At 70.0% G+C, this 12,487-nt stretch carries 13 protein-coding genes and 1 pseudogene; 6 read left to right on the top strand and 8 right to left on the bottom strand.

The annotated features are described in order from the left end of the window. Positions 1–61: 61 nt before the first annotated feature. The gene (locus ACWGJY_RS17640; RefSeq protein ID WP_453261704.1) at positions 62–628 is read left to right on the top strand and encodes a TetR/AcrR family transcriptional regulator; all 567 of its coding nucleotides are present in this window, start codon (positions 62–64) and stop codon (positions 626–628) included. A 246-nt stretch (positions 629–874) separates the two neighbouring features. Then, on the top strand, positions 875–1,750 hold the full coding sequence (locus ACWGJY_RS17635; protein WP_453261703.1) for a chitosanase: 876 nt from the start codon (positions 875–877) through the stop codon (positions 1,748–1,750). Positions 1,751–2,057: 307 nt separating this feature from the next. On the opposite strand, the pseudogene ACWGJY_RS17630 reads toward ACWGJY_RS17635, so the two are convergent. From ACWGJY_RS17630 to ACWGJY_RS17595, 8 genes and pseudogenes are all read right to left on the bottom strand, one after another. Then, positions 2,058–2,612: pseudogene (locus ACWGJY_RS17630) on the bottom strand (solute carrier family 23 protein); the annotation flags it as partial. A 406-nt stretch (positions 2,613–3,018) separates the two neighbouring features. Then, entirely contained in the window at positions 3,019–4,422 is a 1,404-nt protein-coding gene (locus ACWGJY_RS17625; RefSeq protein ID WP_453261702.1) for an 8-oxoguanine deaminase, read from the bottom strand. A gap of 8 nt (positions 4,423–4,430) precedes the next feature. Then, positions 4,431–4,718: a hypothetical protein gene (locus tag ACWGJY_RS17620; protein ID WP_453261756.1), complete on the bottom strand. Its 288-nt coding sequence runs from the start codon at positions 4,716–4,718 to the stop codon at positions 4,431–4,433. Positions 4,719–4,798: 80 nt separating this feature from the next. Further along, complete coding sequence (gene pucL, locus ACWGJY_RS17615) at positions 4,799–5,746, bottom strand: factor-independent urate hydroxylase (protein WP_453261701.1); 948 nt, start codon at positions 5,744–5,746, stop codon at positions 4,799–4,801. A 7-nt stretch (positions 5,747–5,753) separates the two neighbouring features. Then, positions 5,754–6,167: a hydroxyisourate hydrolase gene (gene uraH / locus ACWGJY_RS17610; RefSeq protein WP_453261700.1), complete on the bottom strand. Its 414-nt coding sequence runs from the start codon at positions 6,165–6,167 to the stop codon at positions 5,754–5,756. Further along, on the bottom strand, positions 6,164–6,715 hold the full coding sequence (uraD, locus tag ACWGJY_RS17605; protein ID WP_453261699.1) for a 2-oxo-4-hydroxy-4-carboxy-5-ureidoimidazoline decarboxylase: 552 nt from the start codon (positions 6,713–6,715) through the stop codon (positions 6,164–6,166). The genes uraH and uraD overlap by 4 nt, the downstream gene beginning before the upstream one ends. Positions 6,716–6,898: 183 nt before the next feature. Further along, positions 6,899–7,279, bottom strand: coding sequence for a helix-turn-helix domain-containing protein (locus tag ACWGJY_RS17600; protein ID WP_453261698.1), 381 nt, complete (start codon positions 7,277–7,279; stop codon positions 6,899–6,901). Continuing rightward, the gene (locus ACWGJY_RS17595) at positions 7,276–7,545 is read right to left on the bottom strand and encodes a hypothetical protein (RefSeq protein ID WP_453261697.1); all 270 of its coding nucleotides are present in this window, start codon (positions 7,543–7,545) and stop codon (positions 7,276–7,278) included. Before ACWGJY_RS17595 ends, ACWGJY_RS17600 begins: the two co-directional genes overlap by 4 nt. Before the next feature lie 136 nt (positions 7,546–7,681). Between ACWGJY_RS17595 and ACWGJY_RS17590 the strand changes: the two genes are divergently transcribed. The 4 genes from ACWGJY_RS17590 to ACWGJY_RS17575 all read left to right on the top strand — a co-directional run bounded on the left by ACWGJY_RS17590 (position 7,682) and on the right by ACWGJY_RS17575 (position 12,379). Beyond that, a complete protein-coding gene (locus ACWGJY_RS17590; protein ID WP_453261696.1) occupies positions 7,682–8,524 on the top strand; it encodes a TIM barrel protein in 843 nt (280 codons plus the stop codon). A gap of 30 nt (positions 8,525–8,554) precedes the next feature. After that, the gene (locus ACWGJY_RS17585) at positions 8,555–9,451 is read left to right on the top strand and encodes a 2-hydroxy-3-oxopropionate reductase (protein WP_453261695.1); all 897 of its coding nucleotides are present in this window, start codon (positions 8,555–8,557) and stop codon (positions 9,449–9,451) included. A gap of 216 nt (positions 9,452–9,667) precedes the next feature. Next, positions 9,668–11,125, top strand: a complete 1,458-nt coding sequence (locus ACWGJY_RS17580; protein WP_453261752.1) for a catalase — start codon at positions 9,668–9,670, stop codon at positions 11,123–11,125. Positions 11,126–11,635: 510 nt separating this feature from the next. Then, entirely contained in the window at positions 11,636–12,379 is a 744-nt protein-coding gene (locus tag ACWGJY_RS17575) for a hypothetical protein (protein ID WP_453261751.1), read from the top strand. Positions 12,380–12,487 lie beyond the last annotated feature (108 nt).

The following is a 12,487-nucleotide window of genomic DNA, read 5'->3' as shown; positions in this document are numbered from 1 at the left end:
CGTTTATAGTGGGTCGGCACTACAGGCACAGCAGGGACGGCTCGGCACGGAGGGCGCTCGGGTGGCACGGCGGCGGGAGCAGGTTCTGGACGCAGGGATCCAGGTGCTGGGCAACGAGGGGGCGCGACGGCTGACCTACCAGGCCGTGGACACCGCGGCAGGCGTGCCGTCCGGCACCACCTCCAACTGCTTCCGCAACCGGGCAGCCCTGATCGAGGGCATCGTCGACCACCTTCAGACCCTGGAACACCGCGACTGGGAGACCTTCGCCGCCGCGGCCGCCCCGGCCGATGCCGGTGAACTCGCCGCTGTCGTCGCCCGGTTCCTCCGGCACACGACCGGACCCGAGCGGACCAGGACCGCCGCCCGCTTCGCGCTCTACCTGGAATCCTCGGCCCGGCCCGAGCTCCGCCCGGCGCTCACCCGCGGCCGCGAGACCGCCGTCGACTGGGGAACGGAGTGGCTGCAGCGCCTCGGCTCGCCGGCACCGCGGCGGCACTGCGAGATCCTCCTCGGCTGCATGGACGGCATTGCCGTCCAGCAACTCACCTTCCCCGCAGTGGACTTCGACCCGGGGCCGGGCATCCGCGAGTTGCTGAACGGGCTGCTGAGCGGGCCGCCCGACTGAGCCTTTGCAGGCCGGCGGGGCGCGAAGAACGTATCCGGGCACCCAGCACCCTCCGGCGGCCCACCGGGGCGGGGTCGCACCGGCCGCCTCGGCCACCCTGGACAACCCCGGCCGTCCGGGCCATCCGGGCCGCCCTGACGGGTAATCCGGGCCGTCCTGACGGGTATACGGCACCTCCCAAGTCTGATAGGAAAGCTTCCTAACGATTGGGGAACCCCCCACGGCCCTCTCCGACTGGAGGACTCCATGCGCACCGGATCGAGAGGCACCACCCTGCCCAGGACCGCCGTCCGCGTCGCCCTGGGCGTCGCGCTGCTCGCCGTGCCGGCCACCGCAGTTGCCGCCACGGCCGGGCCGGCCGGGCCGCACCGCCCGGCCGCGGCGCGGCACGCCGTACCCGCGGCACCCGCCGCGACCGGCCTCGACGACCCGGCGAAGAAGGAGATCGCCATGCAGCTGGTCTCCAGCGCGGAGAACTCCTCGCTGGACTGGAAGGCCCAGTACGCGTACATCGAGGACATCGGCGACGGCCGCGGCTACACCGGCGGCATCATCGGATTCTGCTCCGGTACGCACGACATGCTGGAACTCGTCGAGCGCTACACCCAGCGCAAGCCCGGCAACGTCCTGGCCAAGTACCTCCCCGCGCTGCGCTCGGTGGACGGCAGCGACTCGCACGAGGGCCTGGACCCGAACTACCCCAAGGACTGGAAGAAGGCCGCCCAGGACCCCGAGTTCCAAAAGGCCCAGAACGACGAGCGGGACCGGGTCTACTTCAACCCCGCGGTCCAGCAGGGGAAGTCCGACGGGATCGGGGTGCTGGGCCAGTTCGCGTACTACGACGCTCTCGTGATGCACGGCAACGGCGATGACAAGACCGGCTTCCCCAGCATCCGCAAGCGGGCACTGGCCAAGGCCAAGCCGCCGTCCCGGGGCGGCGACGAGAAGACGTACCTGAATGCCTTCCTCGACGCCCGGGTGTGGGCGATGAAGCAGGAGGAGGCGCACAGCGACACCAGCCGGATCGACACCGCGCAGCGGGTGTTCCTGAAGAACGGGAACCTCGATCTGCACACTCCGCTGGACTGGAAGGTGTACGGGGACAGCTACCACATCGGCTGACCCCGCCCGCCGGGTGCGTCCGCAGCAGTCGCCGCACAGCCCAACGGCCCGTGGGAGAGCCGCAGTTGACGCTCCCCTACGGGCCGTTGCCCTGCCCCGATGTCAGTGGGCGGGCGCCGTCGCGGGTTCTGTGGCGCCGTCCGCCGCAGCGGGGGCGGGCAGTTGGGCGAGGCCCGGACCGGTGGGGCCGCCGGCGGCCGCGCCCCCTTCCTCGTCGCCGTCCGCCGCCTTCCTGCCGCCTTGGTCATCGCGACCAGGCCGATGTTCTGCGCGAAGGCACTGTTGGCGAAGCCGTTGAACAGCGGGCCAGGATCGCGATCTGCTGGAGAAAGCCCCGCAGCACCCGGCGCAGCACCAGCACGATCAGGAAGGTCAGCGCTGCCATCGAGATGTTCGTCAGCGAACCGTAGTCCGGGGCCCGGTCGTTGCCGCCCTGGGACCAGTTAAAGGCGACGGGCAGCAAGGAGACGCCGATCAGGGTGATGACGGTGCCGGTGACCACCGGCGGGAAGAACCGTACGAGTCTGGAGAAGTAGGGGGCGAGGAGGAATCCCAGCACACCGGCGACGATCACCGCGCCGAAGATGACCGGCAGGGCGTTGCCGGGGCTCTGGGACTTTCCGATGGCGACCATCGGTGTGACACCGGCGAACGAGACGCCGTTGACGAAGGGCAGCTTGGCGCCGACCTTCCAGAAGCCCAGGGTCTGCAGCAGCGTCGCGATGCCGGCGGTGAAGAGGCTGGCACCCATCAGGAACGCGGTCTCGGTGGCGCTGAGCCCGCAGGCCGGCCCCACGATCATTGGTGGGGCCACCACTCCCGCGTACATCGCGGCCACGTGCTGGAGGCCGCTGGTGAACATCTTGAAGGGCGGGAGGGTCCGGTCGACCGGATGCTTCCGGTCCTCCTCCGGCTTCTGCCCGGTAACTGCGGCCACTGCGGGCCTTTTCGTTTTCTGCGTCGCCGGGGCCGGCGATGCGAGGCTGTCACGGAGGGCTTGCCATGTGGTGCGTGATACAAGAAGTTGCCTGGTGAGCGATGCTGCGGTGATCCGCGCTTGTGGCGCGTGGACGGCGGTCGGGCCGACCGGCCCGGGGTCGGTGCCGACCGGCCCGGGGTCGGTGCCGACCGGCCCGGGGGTACGAGGAGATCCCGCACCCCCGGGTCCGGCGCCTGTGGACCCCGCTCGGATCCACAAGCCCGGCCGGGAGCCGTCCCTCCCGGCCGAGTTCAGGGGTGTGCGCCGGCCGAGTGACCGCGCCGAGGGGTCAGCCCTCGGCGGCGATCCGGGCCAGACGCTGCGCCTCGGCCCGCGCGGTGCGGGCGATGGCGTCCTCGTCGACGGTGCTGAGGTGGTTGTCCTCGACGACCGGCCGGCCGCCCACGAGGGAGAGGGTGACCGGCGCTGCCGCGCCGAAGACCAGAGCCGTGACCGGGTCGGCGATGGAGGAGTGGCCGAGACCGTCCAGCTTCCACAGCACCAGGTCGGCGAGCTTGCCGGCCTCCAGCGAACCGATCTCGGCGGTACGGCCGAGGACCTGCGCACCGCCGTAAGTGCCCAGCCGCAGCGCCTTGCGGGCGTTCAGGGCAGCCTCCTTGTGGGCACCGAGGCGGTTGATGAGCAGCGCGTTGCGCAGTTCGGTGTGGAGTTCGCCGGACTCGTTGGAGGCGGTGCCGTCCACGCCGAGACCGACCGGGACACCGGCCGCCAGCATGTCGGGAACCCGCGCGATACCGGCGGCGAGACGGGCGTTGGAGGACGGGCAGTGCGCGACGCCCGTGCCGGTGCGGGCGAAGGCGGCGATATCGGAGTCGTTCATGTGGACGCAGTGCGCCATCCAGACGTCGTCACCGAGCCACCCGGTCGACTCGAAGTAGTCGGTCGGGCCCATGCCGAACAGCTCGTGGCAGAACTTCTCCTCCTCCACGGTCTCCGAACCGTGGGTGTGCATGCGTACGCCCTTACGGCGGGCCAACTGTGCGCCCTCCCGCAGGAGTTCGGTGGAGATGGAGAACGGCGAACAGGGCGCGGCGGCGATGTGCACCATCGAGCCGAAGGAGGCGTCGTGATAGGTGTCGATGGCCTCCTCGGTCGCCAGCAGGGCACCCTCTGTCGTCTCGACGGCGAAGTCCGGGGGCAGCCCGCCGTCCTTCTCGCTGCGGTCCATCGAACCGCGGGCCAGGGTGATCCGGGCACCGATCTCCGCGGCGGCCGCCAGCTCGGCGCCGACCAGGTCGCCGGAGCCCCGGGGGAAGACGTAGTGGTGGTCGGCGGCGGTGGTGACGCCGCCCTTGACCATCATGCCGAGCGAGCCCTGGGTGGCGGCGGCGAGCATCTCGGCGTCGATCCGGGCCCAGGTCGGGTAGAGCGCGACCAGCCAGTTGAACAGGTTGTGGTCGGTGGCCAGACCGCGGGTGAGCCACTGGTAGAAGTGGTGGTGGGTGTTGACCAGGCCCGGGGTGACGAGGTGTCCGGTGCCGTCGACGCGCCGGACGACGTTCTCCAGCCCTTCCGGGGCCCTGCCCGCGCCCACCGACTCGATGAGATGGCCGGCGACGACCACATGACCGGTGGCGTACTCCGTGTCCTGCGCGTCGACCGTCGCGATGGCACAGTTCTCGATGACGATGCGCTGTGTCACCGCGCCGTCAGGGGATGCCGGTGCAGCCATGGTGCTTCCTACTTTCGATACTGGGCTTTGGGCACGGCATGACCCCAGGGGATTTGAGTGCCGGAGCCGGACGAGGCGGCTGACAGTACCGCGGTCCGTGAGGTGCTCCGGGTGCCGAGAGGAGGGAAGAACAGATGGAGCTGGACCGCGGTGAGGGGCGGCGGGGTGACGACACCGGCGTACATGGCGGCGATGTGCTGGAGTGCGGCCGGCCCGAGCCGCTTGGCAGCCGGCTTCTCGTCCACCGGATGGACCGGTGGCGCGGGGTGGTACGGGGCGTGCGGTTGCTGTGCCATGGGTCGTTCCCCTCGCGTTTCGCGGTCCCCTCCCCGCTGCGGGGCGGGGAACGCGAGGCACGGCGTTGCGTCGGAGCCGTTCAGAGGTTGGTCAGATCCACCGGGATCCTGGGCTCGACACCGTCGCGCAGAACACTGGCTTCGATCAGGCCGTACGGTCGGTCGGCCGCGTAGTACACCTCGTTGTCGTTCTTGAGCCCGAAGGGCTCCAGATCCACGAGGAAGTGGTGCTTGTTCGGGAGAGAGAAGCGGATCTCGTCGATCTCGGAACGGTTATTGATCACGCGCGACCCCATTTGGTACAGGGTCTGCTGGAGCGAGAGGCTGTAGGTCTCCGCGAACGCGTGCAGCATATGCTTCTTGACCTGCTCGTACGAACGCTCCCAGTGGGGCATCCGCTGCTCGTCGTCGGTCCAGTTGAACCGCCAGCGGCCGGACACCTCGGTGGCCAGGATGCGGTCGTAGGCCTCCTTGAGGGTCGTGTACTTGTCCTTGATGTAGCCCCAGAACTCCGAGTTGGTGGAGTTCATCACCACGAGGTCCTTCAGGCCGGAGATGACCTGCCACTGCTCGCCGTCGTAGGTGATCTCGGTCAGCCGGGTCTCCTGGCCCTTGCGGACGAAGGAGTGGTTGACCTCGTCGGAGCCGATGAAGCGGGAGTTGGCGTCGGAGGTGGCGATCCGCTCCCAGGCGTACTCCTCGATCCGGATCCGGGCCCGGTGGATCGGCTCCTGGCTGGTGACGAAGTGCCGGGCCAGATGGATGCCGAACTGCTCGGCCGACTCGATCCCGTGCTCCTTGGCGAAGGCGTACACGGTGTTCTTGGTCGTGTCCGTCGGCAGGCAGTGGGCGTTGGAGCCGGAGAGGTGGACCTCTTCCAGGTCGCCGGAGAGCGCGACCGAGACGTTCAGGTCCTTGATGTGGTGGGTGTCGCCCTCGCGGGTGATCTTGACGACGCGGTTCTCCGCTTTGCCGTACTGGTTCTGGCCGAGAATCACCGGGCGGGCCGGGCGGGAATGGGCAGTCATGTCGGTGCTAGCTCCCTCGGTATACGGAGTAGCCGAACGGGTTGAGCAGCAGCGGTACGTGATAGTGCTCGCCCGGCTTGACGGCAAAGGTGATTGCCACCTCCGGGAAGAAAGCTCCGCTGTCCCTTACGCGGGGGGCGTCCTGCTGTTCCTCGGCTTGCTGTTGTGGGCTGTGCTCTCGAACGACGAAGTACTCCTCGACGGCGAAGTCGAGGCGCACATGGGTGGTGCCTGCCGGCAGGGCCGGCAGGTCCTTGCAGCGTCCGTCCGCGTCGGTCGTGGAGGCGCCGTGGGCGGCCCAGGCACCGTCGCTGCCGGAGCGCACCGAGAGCGTGAGGGCGACGCCCCCGGCGGGGCGGCCCACGCTGGTGTCCAGGATGTGCGTGGACACCGACGTCCGTGCGGCCGTCTCGCTGCTCATGCTGCGTCTCCTTCTGCGTTCCGGGCGATACGGCTCAGCCGTATGCGGTTGATCTTGCCCAGTTCCCCACGAACGATCTCTCGTTCCTGTTCCGGCGTGTTGTCGATCCGGTTGCGGACGGCGTCCCGCATCTGCTCCCCGGTACGGCCGGAGGCGCAGATCAGGAAGACATGCCCGAACTTCTCCTGGTAGGCCAGGTTGAGTTCGAGCAGCTCCGCCTTGAGCGCTTCGGAGGCGCCGGCCATCCCGCTCTGCTCGCGGTGGGAGGTGGGGTCGCCCGGCTCCGGCCGCCCGATCGGCGGGTGCCCGGCCATCGCCTCGGCCAGGTCCTGGGCGCTCAGCCCGGCCGTGGCGGCGTCGCTCGCGGCGAACAGGGCGTCGGTGGTGGTGTAGGGGCGCCGCGCGAGAACCTTGCTCCCCCATGTCCGGCTGGCACACACCGCGTGCAGTGCGGCCCGTGCCGCACTGTCGTCGGCGGTGTTGAACCGGGTGAGCCCCGGCGTGGGCTCGGGGGCGTCCCCCGTCGAGCGCGATGAACTCGAAGACACGGGAAGCCTCCGTGGCCTGGTGCTGGACAGCTCTTTGCTTGGCTGGAAACAGCTAAGACCCCTGGCAACAACACGTCAACACTTTGTTGAAAACTCGGCAACACAAAAGCCGCCGTCCGGTGCTGCGGGACGGCGGCTTCCGGGTCCGGGCCGCGCCCCGGCGGGGCCTGCGGCCGGCTCACCTCAGTCGGCATCCTTCGCGGCGTTTTCCCTGTTCAGGTAGTTGTACACGGTGAAGCGGGAGACGCCGAGGGCGCCCGCGACCGTCTCCACGCCATGCCGGACCGAGAAGGCGCCGCGGGACTCCAGGATCCGCACCACCGATTGCTTGGTCTTACGGTCCAGCTCCGCCAGCGGCATGCCGTGCCGGCGCTGGAGCTCGGCGAGGAGGTGGTCGAGCGAGTCCGACAGATGCGGGAGCCGTACGGCCACCCGGTCCCGCCCCTCCCAGGTCAGCACGACATCGTCACCCCGGGCCTGGTCCGGCGCGACCAGCTGTCCGCCCATCGCGTCGACCAGCGGCTTGACCGCCTGGACGAACGGGTGGTCGGCGGGCTCCGTCACGTCACATCCCCCTCGCCCTGCCCGGCATCCCGGATCACATTGACCTGCAGGGAGACCCGGGTGGCCCCGGCCTGCAGGGATTCGCGCAGCAGGGCGGCCACCGCGCCGAGCACCTCATCGGCGTCACCCTCGGCCGTATTGCCGAACGGACCGACGTCGACGGCGTCCAGCTCGGCACCCGTGACGATGTCCCGCGCCACCACCGCATGCGCCGGCGCCTCGTCCAGGTCGAACGGCTCCGTCGTGAACTCCACTCTCAATCGCACGCCGCTCAACCTACGCGCGGTTCGGGCCGGCCACCAGAAATTGCCCCAGGGCCCCCTTGACAGCCTTCGAGACGGCCAGGCAGTGTTCCAGTACGCAGAAAAGTAGTTCCGCCATACGGAAGGAGTGCCCGCCCCGATGGGTTTCACGGAGATGCGCTTCCACGTCAATCTGTCGATCCTGTTCACCGAGCTTCCGTTGCTGGAGCGGCCGGCGGCCGCGCGGGCGGCGGGTTTCACGGCGGTGGAGCTGTGGTGGCCGTGGGTGGCTGCCCCGGTCCCTGAGCGGGCGGAACTGGAGGCGCTGGGTGCCGCGCTGAACGATGCGGGCACGCAGCTGGTGGGCCTGAACTTCTATGCCGGGCAGTTGCCGGGACCCGACCGCGGGGCACTGTCGGTGCCGGGTGCGGAGTCGGCGAAGTTCCGGGCGAATGTGCCGGTGGCGGTGGAGTTCGGCCGCTCGCTGGGCTGTACGTCCTTCAACGCCCTCTACGGCAACCGCGTCGAGGGGGCGTCCGCGGCGGAGCAGGACGCGCTGGCGCTGGAGAACCTGGCCTTCGCCGCCCGCGCGGTCGCCGAGGCCGGCGGGACGCTGCTGATCGAGGCGCTGAACGCACCGGAGTCGCCCCACTGCCCGATTGTCAGCGCCCCGAAGGCCATCGAGGTCGTCGATGCGGTCAACGCCGCCACCGGCCTGGACAACGCCCGCTTCTTGATGGACCTCTACCACCTGTCCATGAACGGCGAGGACCTGGACGAGGTCATCGACCGCTACACCGCCAAGACCGCGCATGTGCAGATCGCCGACAGCCCCGGCCGCGGCGCCCCCGGCACCGGCTCACTGGACTTCCCCGCACTGCTGGGACGGCTGAAGAAGGCCGGCTACGACGGCTGGACGGGCCTGGAGTACAAGCCCGGCGACCAGCCCAGCGCAGGCGCCTTCGCCTGGCTGCCCGCCCCCCTGCGCGCCGCCCGCGCCTGACGTCCCACCGCTTCGGAAAGAGGCCTCCTCATGACCAACCTGCCCAAGATCGCATGGATCGGTCTCGGCATCATGGGCTCCCCCATGGCCGAGAATCTGCTCAAGGCCGGCTACCCCGTCACCGGCTACACCCTGGAAGCCGACAAGCTGGAGCGCCTGGCCGCGGCCGGCGGCACCGCCGCCGCGTCCCTGGCCGAGGCCGTCGCCGACGCCGACGTCATCATCACCATGGTCCCCGCCTCCCCGCAGGTCGAGGCGATCGCCTACGGCCCCGACGGCATCCTGGCCCACGCCCGGCGCGGCGCCCTGCTGATCGACATGTCCTCGATCACCCCCCAGACCTCCGTCGACCTGGCCGAGGCCGCGGCAGGCAAGGGAATCCGCGTCCTGGACGCCCCCGTCTCCGGCGGCGAAGCCGGCGCCGTCGAAGCCGTCCTGTCGATCATGGTCGGCGGCGAGCAAGCCGACTTCGATGCCGCCCACCCCTTGCTGGAAGCCCTCGGCAAGACCATCGTCCGCTGTGGCCCGCACGGCGCCGGCCAGACCGTCAAGGCCGCCAACCAGCTCATCGTCGCCGTCAACATCCAGGCCTGCGCCGAAGCCGTCGTCTTCCTGGAGAAGTCCGGCGTCGACCTGACCGCCGCCCTCGACGTCCTGGCCGGCGGCCTCGCCGGCTCCACCGTCCTGGCCCGCAAGAAGGACAACTTCCAAAACCGCGACTTCCGGCCCGGCTTCCGCATCGACCTCCACCACAAGGACATGGGCATCGTCACCGACGCCGCCCGCACCGTCGGTGCCGCCCTCCCCGTCGGCACCCTCGTCGCCGGCCTCGTCGCCTCCCTCCGCGCCCAAGGTGACGGCGGCCTCGACCACTCCGCCCTCCTCCGCGGCGTCGAACGCCTCTCCGGGCACACCGCCGGAAGCTGAGGGGACTTGGAGCAGGTCCCCCACCAACTTCCGGGCGGTGGCCGCGCTGACACCTGTCCTGTCGCGCCCAGGCGTGGCCGCCGCCCGGAATCCCCCGGACACCCCTCAGGTTGTTTCAACAAACTGTTGACGTTTGGTCGGAGCGCTTCTTACGCTCCGACAGCGGAAGCCGACTTCCGCGCTCTCGTACGGAAGGTCACCATGTCGAAGCCCACGCTGACGGCGCGCTTTCTCACTACGGAGGCTGGCGCCCCCGTCGCCGACAATCAGAACTCCGCCACCGCCGGCGTCGGCGGCCCGATCATCCTCCAGGACCAGCACCTGCTGGAGAAGCTCGCCCGTTTCAACCGCGAGCGCATCCCGGAGCGTGTGGTGCACGCCCGTGGCTCCGGCGCGTACGGCTACTTCGAGGTGACCGACGACGTCACCGGCTTCACCCGCGCCGCCTTCCTCGACACCGTCGGCAAGCGGACCGAGACCTTCATCCGCTTCTCGACCGTCGCGGACAATCTCGGCGGCCCGGACGCAGCCCGTGACCCGCGCGGTTTCGCGCTGAAGTTCTACACCGAAGAGGGCAACTACGACCTCGTCGGCAACAACACCCCGGTGTTCTTCATCAAGGACCCGATCAAGTTCCCCGACTTCATCCACTCCCAGAAGCGCGACCCCTTCACGGGCAAGCAGGAGCCGGACAACGTCTGGGACTTCTGGGCGCACGCCCCCGAGGCGACGCACCAGGTCACCTGGCTGATGGGCGACCGCGGCATCCCGGCCTCCTACCGCCACATGAACGGCTACGGCTCGCACACCTACCAGTGGACGAACGCCGAGGGCGAGGCCTTCTTCGTCAAGTACCACTTCAAGACGAACCAGGGCATCCGCTGCCTGGATGCCGAGCAGGGCGCCGAGCTGTCCGGCAAGGACCCGAACAGCCACCAGACCGATCTGCTGCAGTCCATCGAGCGGGGCGTCTACCCCTCCTGGACGCTGTATGTGCAGATCATGCCGGCGGCCGAGGCGGCCGGGTACCGCTTCAACCCGTTCGACCTGACCAAGGTGTGGCCGCACCGCGACTACCCACTGCAGCGAGTGGGCCGTCTGGTCCTGGACCGCAACCCCGACAACGTCTTCGCCGAGGTCGAGCAGTCCGCCTTCTCCCCCAACAACTTCGTGCCCGGCATCGGTCCGTCCCCGGACAAGATGCTCCAGGGCCGGCTGTTCGCCTACGCCGACGCACACCGCTACCGGCTGGGCGTCAACCACACCCAGCTGCCGGTGAACGCCCCCAAGGCGACCCGGGCCGACAACTACGGCCGCGACGGCCTCATGGCCACCAACGGCTACGACCGGCACGCCAAGAACTACGAGCCGAACTCGTATTCCGGCCCGGTGCAGACGAACGAGGCGCTCTCCGCCCCGCTCGCCGTCTCCGGTTACACCGGCACACACGAGGCCCCGGCACACACCAAGGACGACGACTTCTGCCAGGCCGGTGAGCTCTACCGCCTGATGTCCGAGGACGAGAAGAACCGCCTGGTGAACAACATCGCCGGCGGCCTCTCCCAGGTCGGCCGCGACGATGTGATCGAGAAGAACCTCGCCCACTTCCACGCCGCCGACCCGGACTACGGCACGCGCGTCGAGGCCAGGGTGCGTGAACTGCGCGAGGACTGACGGGAGGTCAGCATCCTTGCGCATCCGTGGCGGCCGGCCCGTTGAGGGGTGGCCGGCCGGTACGGAGAGGTAGTGCGAGCTCCGCGGTACCCAGGGAGAACCCAGTGCGGTGGCCGTGCCCGCCCGACAGGAAGGGCGGGCCTCTCCCCCACCGCGGAGCCCGCCTCCTCACCCCCACCTCCTCACCCTCACCCCACAGACTCCGTCCGGCGGCGCGATGTCCTGTCGCGCCCGATTCTCGCGCTGCCGGACGGGCACCACAGCGGGCCCGGAATCCGTACGGTCACGGATTCCGGGCCCTTCGCGCGCCCCGCCCCCACGGCCCTCGCGCGCCCCGCCCCCACGGCCCTCGTACGCCGCGGCGCGCTCCCCCCGTGCGCCGTGTCCCCCGGCTGTCCTCCCCCACCTGCGCCTCTCCTCGCAAATCGCCCCCCTGCGCCCGATTTTGGAGAGACCATGGGGACAGCAGCAGATCCGACCCGTCTGCCGCCCGACCTGCCAGGAGTCGACATGGCCGACAGCGTGCCGGTGCGGTGCCCCACGTGCCGCCGCGAGAACGCCTTCACCCCGCCCACCTTCCCGTGCGCGTGCGGTGCCCCGCTGACCATGCCCGTACTGCGCGGCGGGGTGCCGGTGGAGATAGTCCACCGCACCTGGCAGGGCTCCTGGGTGGAGGTGCGCTGCGAGGTCTGCGGACGGCAGGACGAGTGGCCGGCGCCGGAGTCCGGCTGTGCCTGCGGCACGGTCGTCCGGGTTCCGGTCGCCCCCGCACCCGCCCAACCGTCGCCGAACTTCCCCTCGTTCGGCCCGCCCGTACCGAGGCCCGCGACGCCACCCGCCCCCGATACCCCGCGCGCCATCCTGCGGCCCGCGTTCCGCCCGGTCACCATCCGTACGGCCCGCGACTGCGTCACCGCCGCCGAGCAGTATCTGAAGTGGCTGGGCTACGCCGATGTCGCACGGACCCAGGAGCGCACCGCCTCCGGCGTGGACCTGCGCGGCACGGGCGTGGTCGCCCAGGTCGACCCGACCACCCGCGCCACCCAGCTGCGCGAGATCGAATGCGTCTGGCTCAACGGGCTCAACAACTCGGCCATCGCCGTCTTCTTCTCACTCGCCGGCTACGCCCGCGATGCCCGGTCCCGCGCCGACGACCTGCACATCCCGCTGTTCGTCATGGACCTCACGGGCACCCCGCAGCCGGTCAACGACCCGGCCGACGAACTGATCAAGTACGGCTCGACGGGGCGGTGATCGTGTGGCGGACTCCGGGGTTTCCCGACGCACGGGGGCTCTGCAGGGGCAAGTTCCGGGAAGCCGGCGGCCATGAACGCCCCGAGCCCGCCGGCCGCTTTGGAGGCC

The sequence above is a fragment of the Streptomyces sp. NPDC054765 genome (genome assembly GCF_053612065.1).
Note: the sequence above shows the minus strand (reverse complement) of the source record. Positions and strands in the feature narration are given on the sequence as shown.